Annotated in this window: 21 protein-coding genes and 1 pseudogene; 7 read left to right on the forward strand and 15 right to left on the reverse strand. The window is 62.2% G+C overall.

Annotation, left to right across the window (positions count from 1 at the left end; translation table 11 throughout):
* Nucleotides 1-725: 725 nt before the first annotated feature.
* The 7 genes from ribB to ACWDKQ_RS29755 all read right to left on the reverse strand — a co-directional run bounded on the left by ribB (nt 726) and on the right by ACWDKQ_RS29755 (nt 6,560).
* Complete coding sequence (gene ribB / locus ACWDKQ_RS29725) at nt 726-1,832, reverse strand: 3,4-dihydroxy-2-butanone-4-phosphate synthase (protein ID WP_450142080.1); 1,107 nt, start codon at nt 1,830-1,832, stop codon at nt 726-728.
* A gap of 87 nt (nt 1,833-1,919) precedes the next feature.
* Nucleotides 1,920-2,963, reverse strand: coding sequence for an LLM class flavin-dependent oxidoreductase (locus ACWDKQ_RS29730; protein ID WP_450142081.1), 1,044 nt, complete (start codon nt 2,961-2,963; stop codon nt 1,920-1,922).
* 2 nt (nt 2,964-2,965) lie between these two features.
* Nucleotides 2,966-3,172 carry a tautomerase family protein gene (locus ACWDKQ_RS29735; RefSeq protein WP_450142082.1) on the reverse strand — a complete coding sequence of 69 codons (207 nt, stop codon included), beginning with the start codon at nt 3,170-3,172 and terminating at the stop codon, nt 2,966-2,968.
* A gap of 1 nt (nt 3,173) precedes the next feature.
* Nucleotides 3,174-4,661 (reverse strand): aldehyde dehydrogenase, encoded by a 1,488-nt coding sequence (locus tag ACWDKQ_RS29740; protein ID WP_450142083.1) that lies wholly within the window; start codon nt 4,659-4,661, stop codon nt 3,174-3,176.
* Complete coding sequence (locus ACWDKQ_RS29745; RefSeq protein WP_450142084.1) at nt 4,654-5,385, reverse strand: alpha/beta fold hydrolase; 732 nt, start codon at nt 5,383-5,385, stop codon at nt 4,654-4,656. The genes ACWDKQ_RS29740 and ACWDKQ_RS29745 overlap by 8 nt, the downstream gene beginning before the upstream one ends.
* Nucleotides 5,386-5,391: 6 nt before the next feature.
* Nucleotides 5,392-5,943 (reverse strand): amino acid synthesis family protein, encoded by a 552-nt coding sequence (locus ACWDKQ_RS29750; protein ID WP_450142085.1) that lies wholly within the window; start codon nt 5,941-5,943, stop codon nt 5,392-5,394.
* Complete coding sequence (locus ACWDKQ_RS29755; RefSeq protein ID WP_450142086.1) at nt 5,940-6,560, reverse strand: amino acid synthesis family protein; 621 nt, start codon at nt 6,558-6,560, stop codon at nt 5,940-5,942. Before ACWDKQ_RS29755 ends, ACWDKQ_RS29750 begins: the two co-directional genes overlap by 4 nt.
* Before the next feature lie 318 nt (nt 6,561-6,878).
* Here ACWDKQ_RS29755 and ACWDKQ_RS29760 point away from each other — a divergent pair, with 318 nt between their 5' ends.
* From ACWDKQ_RS29760 to ACWDKQ_RS29775, 4 genes are read left to right on the forward strand one after another with little or no spacing between them, the layout of a single operon-like run.
* Complete coding sequence (locus tag ACWDKQ_RS29760) at nt 6,879-8,345, forward strand: purine-cytosine permease family protein (RefSeq protein ID WP_450142087.1); 1,467 nt, start codon at nt 6,879-6,881, stop codon at nt 8,343-8,345.
* A 43-nt stretch (nt 8,346-8,388) separates the two neighbouring features.
* Nucleotides 8,389-8,817, forward strand: coding sequence for an ester cyclase (locus tag ACWDKQ_RS29765; protein ID WP_450142088.1), 429 nt, complete (start codon nt 8,389-8,391; stop codon nt 8,815-8,817).
* Nucleotides 8,818-8,822: 5 nt separating this feature from the next.
* Nucleotides 8,823-9,341: a flavin reductase family protein gene (locus ACWDKQ_RS29770; RefSeq protein WP_450142089.1), complete on the forward strand. Its 519-nt coding sequence runs from the start codon at nt 8,823-8,825 to the stop codon at nt 9,339-9,341.
* A 53-nt stretch (nt 9,342-9,394) separates the two neighbouring features.
* Nucleotides 9,395-10,063, forward strand: a complete 669-nt coding sequence (locus tag ACWDKQ_RS29775; RefSeq protein ID WP_450142090.1) for a GntR family transcriptional regulator — start codon at nt 9,395-9,397, stop codon at nt 10,061-10,063.
* 293 nt (nt 10,064-10,356) lie between these two features.
* Here the strand turns inward: ACWDKQ_RS29775 and ACWDKQ_RS29780 are convergent, their stop codons facing one another.
* Entirely contained in the window at nt 10,357-10,485 is a 129-nt protein-coding gene (locus ACWDKQ_RS29780) for a hypothetical protein (RefSeq protein ID WP_450142091.1), read from the reverse strand.
* Nucleotides 10,482-10,649 carry a GntR family transcriptional regulator gene (locus tag ACWDKQ_RS29785; RefSeq protein WP_450142092.1) on the reverse strand — a complete coding sequence of 56 codons (168 nt, stop codon included), beginning with the start codon at nt 10,647-10,649 and terminating at the stop codon, nt 10,482-10,484. Before ACWDKQ_RS29785 ends, ACWDKQ_RS29780 begins: the two co-directional genes overlap by 4 nt.
* Before the next feature lie 231 nt (nt 10,650-10,880).
* On the opposite strand from ACWDKQ_RS29785, the gene ACWDKQ_RS29790 reads away from it, so the two are divergent.
* A complete protein-coding gene (locus tag ACWDKQ_RS29790; RefSeq protein ID WP_450142093.1) occupies nt 10,881-12,563 on the forward strand; it encodes a BCCT family transporter in 1,683 nt (560 codons plus the stop codon).
* A 19-nt stretch (nt 12,564-12,582) separates the two neighbouring features.
* Nucleotides 12,583-13,009: pseudogene (locus ACWDKQ_RS29795) on the forward strand (transposase); the annotation flags it as partial.
* Between the two features lie 25 nt (nt 13,010-13,034).
* Here ACWDKQ_RS29795 and ACWDKQ_RS29800 read toward each other — a convergent pair.
* The 3 genes from ACWDKQ_RS29800 to ACWDKQ_RS29810 are packed head-to-tail and all read right to left on the reverse strand — an operon-like array spanning nt 13,035 to nt 15,768.
* Nucleotides 13,035-14,327 carry a styrene monooxygenase/indole monooxygenase family protein gene (locus tag ACWDKQ_RS29800; protein ID WP_450142094.1) on the reverse strand — a complete coding sequence of 431 codons (1,293 nt, stop codon included), beginning with the start codon at nt 14,325-14,327 and terminating at the stop codon, nt 13,035-13,037.
* A gap of 29 nt (nt 14,328-14,356) precedes the next feature.
* The gene (locus ACWDKQ_RS29805) at nt 14,357-14,563 is read right to left on the reverse strand and encodes a ferredoxin (RefSeq protein ID WP_450142095.1); all 207 of its coding nucleotides are present in this window, start codon (nt 14,561-14,563) and stop codon (nt 14,357-14,359) included.
* A gap of 20 nt (nt 14,564-14,583) precedes the next feature.
* On the reverse strand, nt 14,584-15,768 hold the full coding sequence (locus ACWDKQ_RS29810) for a cytochrome P450 (protein WP_450142096.1): 1,185 nt from the start codon (nt 15,766-15,768) through the stop codon (nt 14,584-14,586).
* A 473-nt stretch (nt 15,769-16,241) separates the two neighbouring features.
* Here ACWDKQ_RS29810 and ACWDKQ_RS29815 point away from each other — a divergent pair, with 473 nt between their 5' ends.
* Complete coding sequence (locus ACWDKQ_RS29815; RefSeq protein ID WP_450142097.1) at nt 16,242-16,667, forward strand: ester cyclase; 426 nt, start codon at nt 16,242-16,244, stop codon at nt 16,665-16,667.
* Between the two features lie 84 nt (nt 16,668-16,751).
* On the opposite strand, the gene ACWDKQ_RS29820 is transcribed toward ACWDKQ_RS29815, so the two are convergent.
* The 3 genes from ACWDKQ_RS29820 to ACWDKQ_RS29830 all read right to left on the reverse strand — a co-directional run.
* Nucleotides 16,752-17,963, reverse strand: a complete 1,212-nt coding sequence (locus tag ACWDKQ_RS29820; protein WP_450142098.1) for a pyridoxal phosphate-dependent aminotransferase — start codon at nt 17,961-17,963, stop codon at nt 16,752-16,754.
* A gap of 5 nt (nt 17,964-17,968) precedes the next feature.
* A complete protein-coding gene (locus ACWDKQ_RS29825; RefSeq protein ID WP_450142099.1) occupies nt 17,969-19,099 on the reverse strand; it encodes a tryptophan dimethylallyltransferase family protein in 1,131 nt (376 codons plus the stop codon).
* 452 nt (nt 19,100-19,551) lie between these two features.
* A partial coding sequence (locus ACWDKQ_RS29830) for an IS30 family transposase (protein ID WP_450142100.1) occupies nt 19,552-19,847 on the reverse strand: 296 nt, incomplete at its 5' end.

The raw sequence follows: 19,847 nt of genomic DNA on the forward strand, positions 1-19,847 counted from the left end.
ATGTTGTTAATTTGGTTGAAAAACCTACAATAAACGGCAGGTCATCCGGACCTGCCGAGCCAGCCTGGCCGCTGCGCACGAAAGCCGCCGAGGCCGTGCGCAGGCCCAGAACTCGGTCTCGGCGGCGGCCTGAACGATCACCTCGACGCCCTACAGCGGATTCGCGAGTTCTGGCCGTTGGCCGTGGATGTCCGGACGTGGTTGGCCGATCCGGGTGGAGACCCACCGAGGCCGCCGAGGTCCACGGCGTGAGAACCGACTATGCCTGCCAGCACGGACGTGATGCCACCGTCGTAGTGGCCGAGGTCGCCGCCGCGCTCGCGGCGGGCTGTGGTGAGTCGGGGCCCGCTTGGAAACCGCGTTTCCAGCCAGACCGCTTTAGCCACCCGGCTCCGGGATGACGTGCAGATGGTGTGGAAACGCGGTTTCCACCACTTTGGCTGTGGCGATGCACTGGGGCGACTGATCGTCGTGAGAGGCTTCGCGGTGATCCGAAGTACCGAGAGGGAATCGCGGAGCATTCAACATGGCCAAAGTGCCCGTTATCGCCAATCAAAAAGGCGGCGTCGGCAAAACGACGATCACCGTTCTTTTACAGCAAGGAAAAGGGTGACTTCAACGGAGCCTCGCCACCACAGGCGACCGCTACCGCATCGTCGCGGAACTTCTGGAGACAGCGCTCGGGCGCAATGACGTCCTTCCGAGCGAGACCGACACCTCACGCATCAGGTGCCAACCAAGCCCTGGGCAGCCCCGACCGTGCACGGCAACTGTGAATGTGACGTCACATTCGCAGGCTCCGTGCTGTGCCACGCTGCGTCCGTGGTCGCGATGCGACCTTGCGCCTCGAGATCAGCCATTATCCCTTCGGCTATCGGCGACAGATCACCGGCGTGTGAGCCACACACCCGCGCACCACTTCGCAGGTACACCACAACGCCGTCTCCCCGGGATGCGAACCGGTGCATCGCGTCGTTGAGGTCGCTGCCACACCGGCACACCTGCCCGCGTAGAACATCGCCGGTGAGGCATTCGTGGTGGACGTGCACGGGCGTGGTTGCGCTGATCCGATGCGGGTCCCCTGCGATGAGCGCCAGGTGCTCTACCTGGTCCCGCCCTGAGTACCCAACGACCTGAAAACGTCCGTGCTCGGTAGGAAGCGAGGTCGACACCACCCGTTGCACGAGAGGTTCCATGCGCTGCCGATAGCGGACGAGATCATCGATGGAGATCAGAACGAGGTCATGCTCGGCGGCGAAGCGTTGCAGCTCGGGGCCCCGCGCCATCGCGCCGACCTGTTCGGTGGAGACGATCTCGCAGAGCGCACCCGCCGGCTGCAGGCCTGCCAGACGTGCGAGGTCGACAGCGGCCTCGGTATGTCCTCGGCGGGCGAGCACCCCATCTTCCCGCGCACGCAACGGAACCACGTGTCCTGGTCGCTGGAAATCGTCCGCGGTCATCGTCGGGTCGCCGAGACCTGCGATCGTCCGGGATCGAGCTCTGGCAGAGATTCCGGTGCCATTGTCACAGAGATCAACAGCGACGCAATAGGCCGTCCGATACGGATCGTCGTTGTCATGATGCATGGGTGGCAGGTTGAGCCGAACGCAGTCCGGTTCGGTCAGAGCAACGCAAACGAAACCTGATGTGTGCCTCACCATGAACGCCACGAGCTCCGGAGTCGCCTGCTCCGCGGCGAAAATGAGGTCGCCTTCGTTCTCTCGGTCGAAGTCGTCGACCACGACTACCGGGCGCCCTTCGGCGATCGTCGACAATGCCGCTTGAACGCGGAAAACACTGCGATCGAGCAACGACGTCATCATGGGATCCATTCAGATTGCGGTGAGGTCAGCCGGCAGAGGCGCACTCGGTCGCTTCACGGTTGTGAGGCGATGGATCGAGTGCAGTCGCGGCTCCTGTTAGTTGAACGCTGGGACCACTTCTTCGATGAAGCGCCGCAGGGACTCCCGTTTCTCGGCGTGGGACATGCTGTTATCGGTCCAGAAGCTGAACTCGTCGATGCCGAGCGCTTCGTACTCCTTGAGCTTGGCGATGACCTCCGCCGGGGTGCCGATCATCGCGGTCTGGTGCAGCGATTCGGGCTCGAACTCGGGCCGATCGGCGAACTTCGACTCCGGGCTCGGCTCGAGGAAACCGTTGGCGGGAACGGTCTTGTTGCCGAACCACGCGTCGAAGGTGCGGTAGAACTTCGAGATCGCCTCGGCCGCAGGCCGCCAGCCCTCGGGTTCATCCGGCGAGTGCACGTATGTGTGGCGCAACACCATGATCTCTGGCTTGGCCACTTCCGGGTGGTTCGCCACGGCGGTGTCGAACTTCGCCTTGAGATCGGCGACTTCCTCGAAGCCCTTCATCAGCGGGGTGACCATCACGTTGCAGCCTTGCTCAACCGCGAAGTCGTGCGATGCGGGGTCTCGCGCCGCGATCCATATGGGTGGCGTCGGCTGCTGGACGGGCTTCGGGACGCTGGTGGAGGTCGGGAACTGCCAGATCTCCCCGTCGTGGGCGTAGTCGCCCTGCCACAAGGCGCGCACCGCGGGGACGAGCTCCCGGAGGTGCTTGCCTCCGTCGGAGGCCTTCACTCCCGGCACGAGGCGGTCGAACTCGATCTGGTAAGCGCCCCGAGCAAGCCCCACCTCCATGCGCCCATTGCTGATGACGTCGAGCAGCGCGCACTCACCTGCCGCGCGGATGGGATTCCAGAAAGGAGCGATCAGGGTGCCCGCGCCGAGCCGGATCGTGCTGGTCTTGGCCGCGAGGTATGAGAGCACCGGCATGGGGCTCGGCGAGATCGTGTACTCCATGGCGTGGTGTTCGCCGACCCAGACGGTGCCGAATCCCCCCGCCTCAGCCATGAGCGCCAACTCGGCCAGGTTCTCGAACTGCTCGCGGTGAGTGGTCTGCTCGTCCCAGCGTTCCATGTGGACGAAGAGGGAGAACCTCATGACTACTCCTTCGGTGGTGTTTCGGTCATCTCGTCGATGGTCAGATCACCTGTGGCCCAGTGGGTCCTGGGTACTTCGCGGACGATGACGCGGATGTGATCGGGCCGGGTGCCGACGGTGGCGAGCACCGCCTCGTGCACGGCGGTCATTAACGAACGAATCTGCTGCTCCGAACGGCCCTGCGCGAGAGTCACTTCGACGTGGGGCATCTCAGCTCCGCATCACGAACGGGTCCGGCACGGGCCCCTCGTCGGTGTTGATCCAGACGCTCTTGAGCCTGGTGTACTCCTTGATGGTCTCGGCACCGTGCTCGACGCCGACGCCGCTGCTCTTGAAGCCCTGCCGGGGCGACATCGGCGACATGGCGCGGTAGGTGTTGACCCAGACGGTGCCTGCGTCGAGCCGGTCTGCCATCCGGTGCGCACGAGCGAGATTCGCTGTCCACACGCCAGCGGCGAGGCCGTACTCCGAGTCGTTGGCGAGGGCGACCACCTCATCCTCGGTGTCGAACGGCATGATCGCCGCTACGGGGCCGAAGATCTCCTCACGCACGACCCGCATCCCGTTGTCGACGTCGACGAGGACCGTCGGCTCGTAGAAGAATCCACCCATGCCGCCATCGCTGGCCTGGCCACCGGTGAGCACCCGCGCGCCTTCGCGGCGGCCCAGATCCACATAGGACGCGACCTTGTCCCGCTGGCCCTCGAACGCGAGGGGGCCGAGCTCGGTGTCATCGGCGAGGGGATCGCCTATGCGGATGCTGCGAGCTCGTTCGCTGACTCGCTCGAGCAACTCGTCGTACACCGAGCGGTGCGCGAACACCCGGCTTCCGGCGATGCACGTCTGGCCCGCAGCCGCGAAAATCCCTGCTACCACGCCGGTTGCCGCGTTCACGACGTTCGCGTCCTCGAACACGATGTTCGGCGACTTCCCGCCCAATTCGAGCGTGGAGCCAATGAACCGGCCTGCCGTCGCGGACGCGATCCGCGATCCGGTGGCGGTGCTGCCGGTGAAGGAGATCTTCGCGAGCACCGGATGGTCGACGAGTGACTGCCCGGCCTCTGCGCCGAATCCGGTGACGACGTTGACCGCCCCCGGCGGAAAACCGGCCTCGACGGCGAGTTCGGCGAGGCGCAGCACCGTGGCCGAGGTGTACTCGGACGGCTTGATCACCGCCGTGTTCCCCACGCACAGCGCCGGCGCGAGCTTGCTGCTGGTGAGCGTCAGCGGAGAGTTCCACGGCGTGATCGCACCGATCACACCCAGCGGCTCACGCATCGTGTAGTTGAGGATGCGGCGGTCGGACGTGGGGATGACCTCGCCCTGGATCTTGTCCGCGAGACCAGCGTAATAGTAGTAGTACTCGGGCAGCGTCGCGAGCTGACCGCGCATTTCCCGCAACAGTTTTCCGTTGTCGAGGCTCTCCGAGCGGGCCAGTTCCTCGGCGTTCTCACCGATCAGTTCGCCGAGCCGGCGCAGCAAGTGGCCACGGCGCGTCTGGCTCAGCGCCTGCCACCGAGGATCGTCGAACGCAGCACGGGCGGCTCGTACGGCGGCGTCGACATCGCGAGCGTCGCCGCGCGCAGCCTCGTACAACGCCTCGCCGGTGGCGGGGTTGGTGCTGGTGAAGTACTCACCCGAGTGCGATGGGGTTGGCTCGCCGCCGATGAAGTGGTGGAGCCGTCGGATCTCAGACATGGGCGCACCTTCTGAGGAATGCGGACACGCTGGTGACGAGTTCGCGGGGTTTCTGGATGGGGAGCATGTGCCGAGCGCCCGGGATCACCTCCGCGGTGCAGTCCGGGATCGCCTGCGCGAGGCGGTGGGTCATCTCCGGCGTGGAACCCGCGTCGAGTTCGCCGGTGACCGCCATCGACGGCACGCGGATGTCGCCGAGGCGCGGTGCGATGTCGGCGTCTCCGGTCGCGAAAACCCGGTAGCAGTTGACGAAACTGTCCGGATCGTTGGCCGAGAGCACGGCCTCCGTCGCACGGATCCACTCCTGCGGCACGTCGGTGCCGTCGTACCAGCGGTGCAGCGACGCCGCCGTGCTCGCCTCGGGATCCTGCGTGGCGAAATCCAGTCGGCGCAGCACGGCCGCGCGCTCTGCCTCGGTGCGACGGCAGACGGAGCTGACCGAGGTCACAGTGGCGACGAGCTCCGGGCGATGCACCGCGAGGTACTGCGCCACGAGCGCACCGAGCGAGAAGCCCACCACGTGCGAGCCGGGTGGGACCGCGTCGACCACCCCGGCCGCCAGGTCGGCGAGCATGGTCCCAGCGGGCGCCGGCGGGCGAGCGCCGTGGCCCGGCAGGTCAGGCGCGACGATCCGGAAGCTGTCCCCAAGCAGCCCGGCGACGGGCTCCCACACGGTGTGGTCCAGCCCCACCCCGTGCAGGAGGACGAGTGTCGGAGCGGCCATCGGTGACTACTGCTCGGTCTTAAGCGAGGCGAGGCGCTGCTGCGGACGTCCTTGGGAGGCCGCGGCGAGGGCCACCACGATCTCGTCGGAGTGCGGCGCATCAGCGATCCGGACCTCGACGGTCTGGTGGTGCGAGCGGATCGTCGCGTCGGTGATGTGCTTGAGCGGGATGTCGAAGACGACCCCGGCCGGGGCCCGCTTCTCGACCGCGGGGAGCAGCGTCGTCGCGTCGGCCGCCTTGCGGAAGTGGTCGCCGAACTTCAGCGTGTGAATCAGCCCCGAGCCGTGCTCGACCTCGCCGTCCAGCCCGACGATGGCCGCCTTTCCGTAGGCCTCGGCCGGCTCTCCGAGCGCGGCCAGCACCCGGGGCGCCAGCAGGGCACCCAGATCCGAGGCGGTCGCGTCGATTCCGGGCGCGAGATCTTCGACGAAACCCTGTCCGTTCCAAGGGTTCTCGATGATGGCGGCCACGACGGCCACGCGTGCCGCGGGCTCGACCGGACGGCCGCCCTCTGCACGGATCTCCTCGACCACGGTGACGATCTTGCGCAAGTTCATGACAGGGCACGCTCCAGGTTCTGTGCGGTGACGGCGGGGTCGGTGGTGCGGTCCCCGATGCGAGGATGCGGGCGGGGCCCGGTCGAGGCCGCGGCGATGATGACGATCTCGTCGGACCGCGGCGCATCGGAGATGCGGGCGGTAACGGTCTGGTAGTGGCTTCGAGTTGCCGCGTGGGTCTTGTGCCACAGCGGAACGACCAGCGCCGTACCTGCCTCAGCGCGGGCGTCGGCGAAGCAGATGATCGATTCGCCGTCGAGGAACTCGCGCATCAGGTTGCCGAAATACGGGGTGTGGATCAGCGCACCCCCGTGCTCGATCTCGCCGGCGTTGCCCACCACAGCTGCCTTCCCGAAGGCCTCGATGGCGTCGACGCTGCCGAGGGTCTCGATCAGGTGGCCCGTGAGGACACGTGCGAGCCCCGGGGCGACGCGCAACACCTCGGGCGAGAGGTCCCGCGACGGATCCGTGCCAAGCCAAGGGTTCCGCAGCACCGCCGCGACGCTGGCCTGCGCAGCGGGGGTCGCCGGCCGCTCGCCGGCTTCTGTGACGACCTCCTCCCGGTAGACGACCACCTTTCGCAGGTCAATCTGGTCGACCTTCATTCCCTCTTGCATGCCACAGAACGTAACCCGCACTGCTTCATGGGTCAACAGTCGGGCACTCCACCAAGGAGCCACCCTGGCTGTCAGGCGTCCAAGGAGACGACAAAATCACGCAAATGACGATGTAGACTGGCTATCGGAAGCTTCAGTCCAGAGATGCGCCGCCAGCATCCACAAGCTCGCCGGCGACGACCCGTTGACATACAAGTGTGGTCCATCCTACTTTCTGTTGCATGCCACAGGCCGCCTAGATTGCGGTACCGACTTACGGCATTTCCTTCGTCCCGCTCATCCCCACGACGCCTCCCGCCCCAGCCGAAAGGCGATCCGATGTCCCAAGACCCTTTCCCCGCTGCACCAAACGGGGAAGCACCCGACCTGCACTACCGCGACCGGGTCGCCGCGGTAGAGCCCTACGGCGTTGACGCCATCCCCGACTCCGAGCGGCACGGAAAGCCGGTGTCCCAGTTCTTCATCTGGTTCGCCGCGGGATTGAACTTCCCGATCATGGTCCTCGGCTTCGTGGCGGCCAGCTTCGGACTGTCGCTGACGTCGGCGGTCACCGCCATCATCTCCGGCTCGCTGGTGGGCGCCATCGTCATGGGAATCCTGTCCCGCATGGGCGGGCGCCTCGGCGTCGCCCAACAGATCCAGGCGCGCGGTCCACTCGGCTTCTTCGGCAACTTCATCCCCGTGGCGTACGTCAACGTCTTCGCCGGAATCGGGTGGGCCGCGGTCACGGTCATCCTCGGCGGTCAGGCGCTCAAGGCCCTGGTTCCCGGTGTCCCCTACTGGCTGGGCACGCTGGTGCTCGTCGTGCTACAGCTAGTGGTCGCCGTCTTCGGGTACAACATGATCCACTACCTGGAGCGGATCCTCGCCGTCGTACTGTTCTTCGGGTTTCTGATGATCACGGTGGTCTCGGTCAGCCGTGGCGGGGCCGGTGACTTCCAGACCAACCCCCACGCCTCCGGATGGATCGGCGGCGTCGGTGGCTGGATCACATTCGCGGGTTATTTCCTCTCGTTCCTCATCGCGTGGTGGCCATTCGCCTCCGACTACTCCCGCTATCTCCCCGACGAGGACAAGGGCAACCGCGCCACCGGATTGTGGACTTTCGCGGGCAACTTCCTGTCCCTGTCGTGGCTGGGCATCGCCGGCGCACTGCTCGGCAACTCAGCGGCGTCCGGGGAGAGCCCCATCGAGGCGCTGTACCGCCTCACCGGCCCGTTCCACGTTCCCGCGCTGCTCGTCGTCCTCATCTCGTCGTTCTCCCAGAACTTCCTGAACGTCTACGGCGGAGCGATCTCCGTCCAGACCCTGCGCATCCCGATCAGCAGGCGCACCGCAGTCATCGCGATCTGCACCGTCGCCTACATCATCGGTCTGTGGGCCGATGACGACTTCGAAACGAAGTTCAAGACCTTCCTGTTCGTCGGCGCTTACCTGATCGCCCCGTTCGGCGCGGTCCTGCTGCTCGACTACGTCCTCGGTCACCGCCACGACCGGGCCAGGATCGCGGAACTGTACGACTCCAGAAGGATCCTCGAATGGGGCTTCATCGCCTGGGTCATCGGCACGGCCGTGTCCTCGCTGTTCTGGAACCTGTCGTTCTACGTCGGTCCCGTGGCCAAGGCACATCCCGGATGGGGCGACCTCACCTACTTCGTCGGCTTCGCAGTGGCCGCGATCGCCTACATCGCCACCTACCGCCTCCCTCCGCTCTGGCACACAAAGAAACCCATGACCAGAGACTCCGCCACCGTCGGGACCTCCGAAACGGCAAACACGGTTTAGCCCCCATCCCACGCCGATCACCTAGTGGAAAGGAGACACCGGCATGTCCGACAACGAAGCACGACGCGACCGGATCCGGCGCACCTGGGAAGCCGCATGGGACCACGGCGATGTCAACGCCCTCGACGAGCTGCTCAGCCCCGACTACCGCCGGCTCGAAAGCGCCGGAGCGGAGCACAGCCTCGACCAGTTCAAAGCGTCCATCGTGTCCACCCGGTCCGCGTTCCCCGACCTGACGACTGTCGTCGACGAGATCGTCGTCGAGGGCGACCACGCTGCCATCCGATGGCACGGCGCTGGCTCGCACAACCATCCGTTCCTCGGCGTTCCAGCGACCCGCCGTTCGGTTGCGGTCAACGGGGCGACCTTCGCACGGTTCGATGGCGAACTGATCGTCGAGGAGTCCGTGACCTGGGATCCGCGCGCCCTGCTGACCGCGCTCGGAGTCATCTCCGTCGGCCAGGACCGGTGATCACCATGACCATCAGCCTGAGCAATACCACGATGACCATGCCCGACTTGGATCTGATGAAGCAGGTCAACCGCCGGTTCGTCAGCGGCGTCACCGTCGTCACCGCACTCGACGACGACACCCCCCGCGGGCTCGCGGTAAACGCGTTCTCCAGCATCTCACTCGAACCTCCGACGGTGATGGTCGCCGTCCAGCACACGTCGTCCACACACGACTGCCTGTTCCGGACCGACCACCTCGCGATCAACATCCTCTCCACCGCACAGCTCGACGTGGTCAACACCTTCGCCACCAAGTCCGCGGACAAGTTCGCCGGGCTAGACTGGAGACCTGGCCCGCACGGCAGCCCGCTGATCGAGCGCAGCGCGGCGCAGATGGAGGTCGAGATCCGCGAGCGCCTACAGGCAAGCACGCACACCGTTTTCATCTGCCGCGTGCTGCATGCCACGGTCACCGACATTCCTCCCATGGTGTACAGCGCGGGTAGATTCTTCGACGGAAGCGCGCTCGACCCCCTCACATAACCTCCCGGGGCGGGATCTCGACCCGGGCGGCAGGCGTGAGAAGGAGACATGCAGTGGGCGGCAACAACAACGGTACGAGCACGGGTTCGATCCAGGCCCGGCTGATCGCCGAGATTCGGCGCCGGATCATCGACGGCGAAGTACAGCCGGGCATGAGCCTGTCCGAACTCGCGCTCGCAGAGGAGTTCGACGTCAGCCGGACCCCCGTGCGCGAGACCTTCAAGCAGCTCCAGACCGAGGGCCTCGTCGAGATCCGGCCCCGGGTAGGCACCTTCGTCACAGCCCCATCACGGCGGGAGATCACCGAACTGTTCGAGATGAAGGAGCTCCTCGAAGGAGCGGCGGCCAGACTGCTCGCTCACCGCGGACGCGTACCCGAGCTAGACCAGCTGGAAGAGAACCTAAGGCAGGCCGACCTCGCCGTAGCCGCAGACGACCGAAAACGATACGCGGAGCTCGTCGAGGAATTCCACGATCTCATCATCGTGGGCGCCGACAACCGCAAACTCGAGGCCCACTACCGCACCCTGATGAACCAGTTGGCATATTCGCGCCTGGTCACCACGTCGCTGAGCCAACCCGGTCGCCCGAACCAGTCGGACCGCGAACACCACAACGTCCTCGAACTGATCATCGCGAAAGACGGGGACAGCGCCGAGCAAGTCATGCGAGAACACGTCCGCGCCAGCCGCCGAGCACTCCTCGCAGGACTACAGACCTGATCGTGCCCACCACCAAGCACTGAACGAAGGCCACGACGAACGCCCCTCCAGACCGTCCCGATACATCCAACGACACCGTCGCGGGAGAGACTGGAGGGGTTGTCCGCACCACGTTGGGACTGTCCAAGATTGGGCTGACACCTGATCTATGAGGATTCGGCATTGCGCGGAAGGATGCCTGAGGGTCCCTGGCACAGTAGACACCGGGCTTATGCCGCGATGTCCTTCAGCGTCGATGCAAGGCCGAGTTCGTAATACATGAGGCTGCGATCCGCAGTCTGGCCCCAACCGCATCAGGCCAGCAGCCGCCTGGCCACTCCTTCGAGTATCTCTTCGAGCTCGAACAGCTCCACGACTTCGCGCCGGTCAGGAAACCGGACGAACGTGCCGCCTGAGGGGCCGGACCTCAACCAGCCTCTCACTTCGCCGCTGCTTGAGCGCCTCCCCGGACCGGAGTGCGCGAGACGTCGTACTCAGCTGCCAGAGCCAGCTCCGACAGCAGCTCTCCCGGTCGTTGACGCCCTTCGATCATGCCGCACCGGGCCCCGGCGAGTCCCCACACCTGGGCATCTCTTGCATACAACATTAGTTAGGTAGGCGGCACTCCGATCGTCGACGGTTCACTCGAACAAGGCTGCCAGGACCAGCAAAGAGTGGATACATCAACGATTTCTTCTCGACACTATCAACATGCCGGATCCGAACCTCGGTATTGACCACCGCTTTCTTGCATGCCACGGTGGCCTGCATCTCGCATGCCGCTCTCGCGGTCGCGCCGCACAGCGCTGCTTTTCGACCTCAGTTCACGGAGACAACGATGTCTGATTCCCCTGCCACCCCGCCGGATCATCGGCGCCCCGGCTCCGTCCTGTACCTATCGCTAACCCTGACCCTTGCGATCGTGGTGTGGGGGGCCGCCGCCGGGGACTCGTTGTCCCGGGTGGGTTCCGCAGCCCTCGACGGCATCACGCGCGGCTTCGGCTGGGCATACCTGGTGGTGTCGCTCGGCTTCCTGGTGTTCCTGGTGTTCCTGGCATGCAGCAGGTACGGGAGGCTGCGCCTGGGTCGCGACGACGAACGCCCGGCATTCCGCCGACCCACCTGGTACGCAATGATCCTCTCTGCTGTGATGGGCATCGGCCTGATCTCCTACGGCGTCGCTGAACCGATCTCCCACCTCTCCGAGCCGCCGCACGGCTTGGTCACGTCGATGACACCTGGCGCCGCGGTCACCGCCCTGCAGTTCTCGTTCTTCGACTGGGGCTTGCATGCCTGGGGCATCTTCGCCGTGTTTGGCCTGGCGATGGCCTGGTCGATGTTCCGCCGCGGTCGACCAGGCTTGGTCAGCGCCCTGTTTCGACCACTACTCGGCCGTCGTGCCGACGGCGCTGCCGGCAAGGCCATCGACGTGTTCGCGATCATCGCGACACTCTTCGGGACCACGACCTCGCTCGGACTCGGCGCACTGCAGATCAACGGCGGTTTCACCGCTCTGTTCGGACTCCCCAACTCCCTGGCCGTGCAGTTCGCAATCATCGCCATCATCACCCTGCTGTTCACCGCATCAGCGTTGACAGGCGTTGCGAGAGGGATCCGCTACCTGTCCGAGATGAGCATGGGCTTGGGCGCGATGCTTTTCGCGTTCGTCCTGGTCGTAGGCCCCACCATCTACCTGGCAGACCTCTACGTGCAGTCGGTCGGCCGCTATATCAGCGACCTGATCGCTACGAGTCTGATCACCCCGGCCAACGGCAACCTCAAATTCATGCAGTCCTGGACCTACTTCATGCTCGCCTGGTGGCTGTCGTGGGCCGCGTTCGTGGGCGTCTTCCTCGCCCGGATCTCCCGCGGGCGCACAGTGCGCGAGTTCATCGTGGGCGTGCTGCTCGTGCCGAGCGCGGTCTTCTCGGTCTGGTTCACCACTTTCGGCGGCACCGCGATCCACAGCGACCTGGCCGGAACCACCCAGATCGCGGTAGCGGCCGCAACCGACGCGAACTCCGCGTTCTTCGCCACCCTGCAGTCCTTGCCGCTACCGGCGGTCACCTCGGTGATCACAATCCTGCTCGTCGTGCTGTTCTTCGTCTCGGGTGCCGACGCCAACACGTTCGTGCTCGGCATGTTGACCAGCCGCGGCACCGAACAACCACCATCGTGGGTCCTGGCGTTGTGGGGCACGGTGACCGGCGCTGCCGCGATCGCTCTGTTGGCCGCTGGTGGCCTGGATTCCTTGCAGCAAATGGTTATTGTCAGCTCGGCGCCGTTCCTACTCATCGCCATCGGGGTTGTCACCTCCCTCTGGAAGGACATGAAGGCGGAACCGGTGCAGGACCACTCCCCCAAGCCAGCGGCCAGTGCAACACCGGGGGCGCAGAGTCGAACCAGTGACGCCGCTGAACTAGCATCCTCCGACACCCCCGGTGGCGACTCCGCCACCGCCGCCTTCCACGCACCTGTTCAGGCCGAACTAAAGCCCTGCCCCGATGTGAACTGTCTATGACGCCGAGGTGCCAGTGGTCGGCCGGCCGGGCTCCAAACACCATGTGATCACCGAGGGCGGCGGCATCCCAAAGGAATTCAGCCTTACCGGCGGTAAATGACGCCACCCAACTCCTCCCGCTGGTCGAGGCGGTCCCGCCGGTGCGGGGCAGGCGCGGGCGCCCGCGCCTGCCGGCCCGACGAGCTTTATGGCGACCGCGCCTACGACTCCGACCAATACCGGGCGAGTTGCGCGCCAAGGGAATCGAACCGAATATCGCCGAGCGCGGAACCGATCACGGCTTCGGCCTCGGTGCGATCAGGTGGGTCGTCGAACGCACGATAGCGCGGTACCACGGCATGCGACGCCTGCGGATCCGCTGGGAGCGCCGCGACGACACCCACGAGGCGCTCCTCCGCCTGGCCACCTGCATCATCTGCTACCGACACATCAAAATCCTTTGTTAGGAATTCTAAGCAGCCTGGTGGCATTTCACGAGGACGACAAAGGCGGTTGCAGACGAACACCCTGTTCGGCTTCGCGAGCGAAACGCTGGGCCGATTCGACGGAGTCAGCGTAGGACATCAGGACCTTGGGATGCGCGAAGGTCGAGACCAAGCGGTCCGCGACCGCGCGGGACCGCAACGACGCTTCAAATAGGGTCTGAATTGCTTCGTTCGGAGGCTCGATGAGCATGTTCGAGAACGTCGAGAAATGTCTCCCCTCGCGCTCCCAGAACTGTTCGAATCGGTCCTCGTACCAATCCCGCCGTACTACTGGGTCATCCAGTTCGCGCAGGCCCTTGAGTAAGTCGTCGATCCCCCAGGCAGCGGCGTTACCTCCTTGTCCCGCAGCAGGATCTAAAACCATGAGCACGTCACCGATTCCAAAGACAGGCCGACCGCTGGGCAGCGTCGCGACCGGTTTACGGACGAGCGGTCGCACCGCTCCGCGCAGCCATGCCTTCGGATCAGCTAGTCGCATGCCGCTGACATTGTCGGCCTCCCAACCTGCGAAGTCGCCAAAAAGCGACTGAGCAACCTTCAATGCCTGCTCTCCGTCGCTGATCCCGGCGAAGCGGTCCATCGCGCCGCCGGGACGAGCCTCGATGAGCACCTGGTATACCGGCGTGTTGGTTAAATGGACCTGCGGGCCATAGAAGAGTTCGCCGTGTTCGGGGTTGAAACAGAACTTGATACGGCCGACGTTCTCCTCGCTGGGAACCTGTATTCCACGAACAAGAAGCAACAGCAGTTCTCGTTGCGGCTTCTCGTAGACGGTGCGAGCCTCGTCCAGTTCAAATAGACCGGACAGAGCTCCCCTACCTGTTGCGACGAACACCGCATCGCCCTGCTCGGCCCACTCTTCCAAGTCCCTCACGCTGGCGGAGTGGTAGACCACGTTGCCCTTGCGACGGATGAATGTCTCCAGGGCGCGTGAACATTTCAAGCGCGTGTCCACTGCTATGGCCGGTGCCTCGAAGTCGCCTTGGAAGTGCATATCTATGTCGACGCCGTTGGCACTTAGGGCGAAGTCCACCCCGCACGCTGAGTTGCTGGTCAACGAATCATATACATCGATACCTGCGGCTCGCTCCTTGGCAATCGAACGTTGTTGTAGCATGTGACCGGATAAAGCGCCAAGCTTCATATACTGGCTAGGGGTGCGATCGGCGATGAGCCGAACCTTCCAACCGCTGGCCATTAACCCATACGCCAGGTGAAGCCCTCCCTGGCCAGCGCCGACAATAGTGGCACTACGAGCAGCACCGATCATGATGCCCATTCCAATTCGATAGGTCGAACAATTATTGATTAAACCTGGTCATCATTCTCTATCGAGATACAACCTGAAGGGCAGAATTGGGCAGCAAAACGCACGTCATCGCCATCAACCGCCTGTGGGCTGTCAACAAGTAAAACCACCAGTCCATCGCGTGGATCCTGATCGAAAACTTCTGGCAAAGTTTCCACGCACCTGCCGGTGCCATAACAAAGGTTACGATCAACGTTTATCTTCATTTCATCACCCTTGAATCAAGCTACCATGTCACCGGCATTTCGTACGCGCCATAGACGAGCATGTCGCTACGAAACGGAATATTCGCGATTTCGGTCGCAAGTCGCAATGTGGGAAAACGACGGAATAGGCTTGCCAAAGCTATTTCCAACTCAACTCTGGCTAGCGCTTGGCCGATACATTGATGAACACCGAGGCCGAATGCGAAATGTCTCCGCGCGTCACGATGTAAATCAATCGTAGCCGCGTCGGGGAAAACGCTTTCGTCATGATTGGCAGACATCAGGCTGAATATTACCGAGTCCCCTTTGGAGATCAGTTGTCCACCCACCTCGACATCTTCCGAGGCAACTCGACCGTCACCCTGAATAACCGTAAAGAAACGCAGAAGCTCGTCGACAGCAGGCTTAAATAGGCTGGGATCTTCTTTTAGCATAGCCAGCTGGTCGGCATCTTGTAGAAGGGCGAAGACACTCAGGCTGAAAGCTCCGGCAACGGTCTCATGCCCCGCGATCAGCAACAACCGCATCATTGAGACAAGTTCGTCGTGAGTGAGTTCATCATTTTTGACGTGAGCAGCCAGACGACCGAGCAAATCATCGGTCGGATCTTTCTCCCGTCGACTGACAAGGTCGTCGAGATACGCGCCCATTTCCTCGAGTGCGGTGGCACCTTTTTCGGGACCGGCGACAGCAGAGACTATAGTGCTGCTGGTCTCCTGAAAAAAGTCATGGTCTTCGAAGGGCACGCCGAGTAGTTGACAGATAACCAAGGACGGCATAGGCAGCGAGACAGCGTCGACAAGGTCCACCGGTGCCGGGCTTTTTTCCATTTCATCCAATAGCCTGTCCACAGTAGCCTGGATGACTGGGCGCAGATTATTGACCCGTTTACCGGAAAATTCCGGGGAGAGCAGACGACGCAGACGAGCATGATCCGGATCATCCATCCGCAGGAAGGACATCATCCCAGGGATCGGCGGCACCGGGAGCAGCCGCGGATAGTTCGGGGTCGTGTGATCGGAACTCATGCGCCGATCGGTAAGCACCGCACGCACGTCGTCATATTTTGTTATCAGCCACACTTGTTGCCCGCTCGTGTTGAGCGTGACCATTCGAGGCGGTTCATCGCGTAGTTTCGAGTACGCCAGCGGCGGAATCAACGGAGACAGACGCGGCAGTGGGTATTCTAACTCAATTTTGTCCATGAGACATCCGTTCTCGCGTGCAGCTATGACATAAGACTAGATGAGCTACTTCCGCACATGCAAGGCCAAGGTCTGAAATTTTGAGACTCTTCGAGAGTCAACAGGTGGGAACTATAATCAAACGATCACGATATGTGTCCGCCTTTGTCGCTGTGCGTAGTGATGGACAGTTGGCAAGTGTGATCGGACGCTGAGATACCCAGGGAGCCCTGATCCCTGAGCATCTCAGCGCTCAATGAGCCATTTTTTGGGCAACCGGATCTACGTCTGATAGAGTCCACTGCATAGGACTCCTGCAGGCTTCCCACGTGCCACTCATCACCTTCCCTCTATCCATCGCCCGGAATATCCGCTACAATATAGTCCCGACTCGGACGCCATTCTGCATCCGGGATTACTGTCGCTCGTTTGAGCGTAAGAAACCTAGAGTCAGACCCATAGCTGGCGCAAATTAGATAAGTGGAGGCAATTCCGTGGTCAACCCTAAGGAAATCGTTGATCGAAATATGCAGGCATGGCGATCAAATGACGTTGAAACGTATGTACAGTGCTACAGCGATGATGGCGTGATTATCACCCCAGGTGGCACAGAAGCGCGGGGTCGGGACAGTATCAAGCAATTCATGTACATTTGGGTCAGCGCAGCTCCAGACAACAGTATTGAAATCACCAGTGAATACGTCGCAGGCTCGGTCGTAGTTCACGAAGGAATCTTCCGCGGTACGCATACCGGCGATCTAGTCTCCGCGAACGGGCAGGTAATCGCACCAACTGGCAAGGTTTTCGAATTGTCTTACGCTGAAGTATTTCTCGTGACGGAAGGTCTCATTTCATCCCAGCGTTTGTACTATGACCAGCTGGATATTCTGACACAGTTGGGGCTTATGCCCGAACTCTGACGCGAGGACCTCGCCTGTCTGCTGTTTGTCGGGATTATCACGCTGAGTGCTGTGATAATCCCAACAACCTCGCCACGAGGTCGCTCATGTCAAAGACGAACGGCGAGCCGCTCCAGCATCGAACTGCTCGATTCGATCCAACGCCTGATCGATGACAGAGTAGGACGTCGCGAAACTGATACGAAAATTTCCTTCGGCGCCCGGACCGAACCATTCTGCCGTGCCGGGCACGGTCGCCACACGTGCTGTTTGCAGCAGTGCGTCGGCAAATTGCTTACTAGAGAGCCCGTATGCACTGATGTCGGGAAATAGGACGTAAGTGGAGTCAGGGGATCTACAAGAAATTCCTGGAATAGAATTCAGCCGTCCCACGCAATGATCGCGCATTCGTCGCAGGTGACGCAAGAAAGCGTCCCTCCAAGGCCATCCGTGCTGAAGTGCCGCTATGGTAGCTAGTTGAGCTAGTGGCGTAACAGAATGAGATGCGCCAAGCCGATGGGTAGTTGCCTGCAGACGATGAGCGGCAGTAGCGTCAGGCGCAATGATGAACCCGATTCGCAGCCCCGGCAGGGAAAATGTCTTCGACGGGCCGATTAAAGTGTAGACTTGCAGTGCAGGATCGGTGTTTATACTGGAAAGACTGACGTGCCGGGCCGGCTCGTAGACGATTTCATTCCATACCTCGTCGCAGACGATTGGGATGCGATACCTTGCTGCGATCTCCCCTATCGCGTGCATAGTTGCGCTGGGGAAAGACACGCCCAACGGGTTGTGCGGGTTACATAGCAGAATAAGCGCGGTCCGTGGTGTTATCAGAGATTCGAGCTGCTCAGGATCGAGATGTCCGGTGACCTTGTCGACGGGCCAGTACACACGTCGTGCTCCGGCGGCGTCAACGGCTTGCCCGAATAACAGGTCGACGGGATCCAGGATGATGCACTCGTCGCCTGCCTGACACAGCGCCTGCGTCGCGATCCAGATGGCCGCGGCCGTACCTGCGGTTACGACAACCTGCTCCGGTTCTGCGCGTATGCCATAACGTGTGCCGGAGACGACCGCCACCAGGTCCCGTAGTTCAAGCATTCCATCGGGTGGAGTGTATGGCAGATAACCATCCTCGAGAAAAGCAGTTATCGCGTCAATCACCACCTGCGGAGCCGGAAAATCCGACTCGGCCGCAGTAAGCGGGATAACATCTGGTTGATTGGCGCCCCATCGGGTCATCGACCGGCGACGAAGTGCTTCTTGATTCACTTTCGCGTCCGCAAACAGGGAGTCGACCGTTGGGTTTGTCATCGTGATCACCTGTCTTGGTAGCGTGGCGACGGGCGCCGATCGTAGAGTTCAGCTGACCAGTACAGGACCATGCGATAACTGGCGCGATGGGTGAGAAGTGACGCGTAGGTGTGGATGCCACAGCCCTCGTCCAGCGGGCGCCGGGCAATCTCGTGCAGAAGGGAGGAGTAACGATCGGCCGGTAGGCTGGCGTCTAGCATAGTTTGCCGAACGCGGTCGTGGATCTCTTGATCATTGTCCGCATAGGTCCACAGCGGCACGTAGGCTGTCGCGGCCACCGGGAGGCAGGTCGTACTAGTAAATGTCAAGCAGCTAACCAGAGGCTGGATCGAAAATCTTCCGTCTAATCCGGTCAATTTGCGGCAGAACGGTTCCAGTGCTCCAGGCTGATGGGATTGGACGGCAGCCATCGCCGTGTCCAGCTCGGTCGACGTAATGTCGTAGTGGCGAAAATAGACCTTGATCCTGGCACCGGGCTCGTGGCTGAGGTCGAGGCCGAAGTACACTATCCGATCGAGGTCAAATCCCCGCCGAGCGTAGTCAGTGATAGCTGCCCACGCTTGGGACAGACCTAAGCGGGCGAGTGCCGAACGAACCCGTTCAGACGCGGTCATCGTGCCATCGACTGTCGGATTGAGATAGATCTTAAATTCGGGGGCCTTGTCCTTTTTGAATATGACCCCGTGCATCATAGCGAAGTCCGGAGAGGGCCTCTCCGGCAGAAATAGATCGGCTACCGCATTGAGTCTATCGGCCGCCGCACCGTGGTTCTCCGTCAGGACTTGGGTGAGTTTCCGAGCCGCCATTTGAGCCGTGACTGGGTCCGGTATCGCCGGAATCGCTTCAGCCAATACCCGGACCTCACCGACACCAGAATCTGTGAAGCCGGCCGAGAATTCGAGTGGAGAGCCATCGGCACATACATCGGAGTACCAGCTCGGCTGACGGCCGATCGGACATGCACCCCAAGGCTTGATCATGTCGCGTAGCACTCTTTCGCCGGTCGCCGCATCCATCCCTGCTGCATTCAGGAGCCTGGCAGCGGTGCTTACGCCGTAGTCCAGAAAGGTGCTGTCTGCGTCGACGCGGAAGCCGGCATTCGCCCGTCCCGCACGCGCACTAATCGGAGGTACCATGAACGGTCTCCTGTGTGTCCAGTAGTGATTGGTGGTTGATCTGATGAGTGGGTGAGGTTGCCCGATGTGCTATGAAGTCGTCTCAAATCGTGGCTGCATTCGTGCGATCTCGCTGACTACTGCAATACCAGCCGCTGAGCGCGTCTCACTTGGATCTTGGCCGCGTTTATTTGAAAGGTCACGCCTTGTGGTTGATGCCCTGTCGCAGCAGTTGGTTTCCGGCTAGTCGATCCGCTGCTTCCGCAAGCGGGCTAACTCCCTAGAAAACGGAGTTGGATCGGCTTGGTCAGAAGTCTCATGACGGAACCTCAGGCGGTGACGTGAAAGGGTAGCGCCGCTGATCCGACGAGTTGTCAACCAACCACGACTGCTCAAGGCGAATTTTGGCATGACTCGATTTCACGGCGCCATGCCGACATTGTTGCCGAAAATCACCCGGCGGAATCAAGTGATCATGGCGACATGTGGCTCGCTAGTAGATCGTTGAAGACTTCGATTGGCTTGCGCCACTTCAACGTCTCACGCGGCCTGCCATTTAGCTGCGCGGCTACTTTATCAAGTTCGTCCTGAGTATGCAAGGACAAGTCGGTGCCCTTCGGGAAGTACTGACGAAGCAGTCCGTTGGTGTTTTCGTTGCTTCCGCGTTGCCACGGCGAGTGAGGGTCGCAGAAGTAGACAGGCATCCCGCTGCGGATGGTGAAGTCTGCGTGCCGGGCCATTTCTTTGCCCTGATCCCAGGTCAAACTGT

This window comes from Saccharopolyspora sp. NPDC000995 (assembly GCF_053599315.1).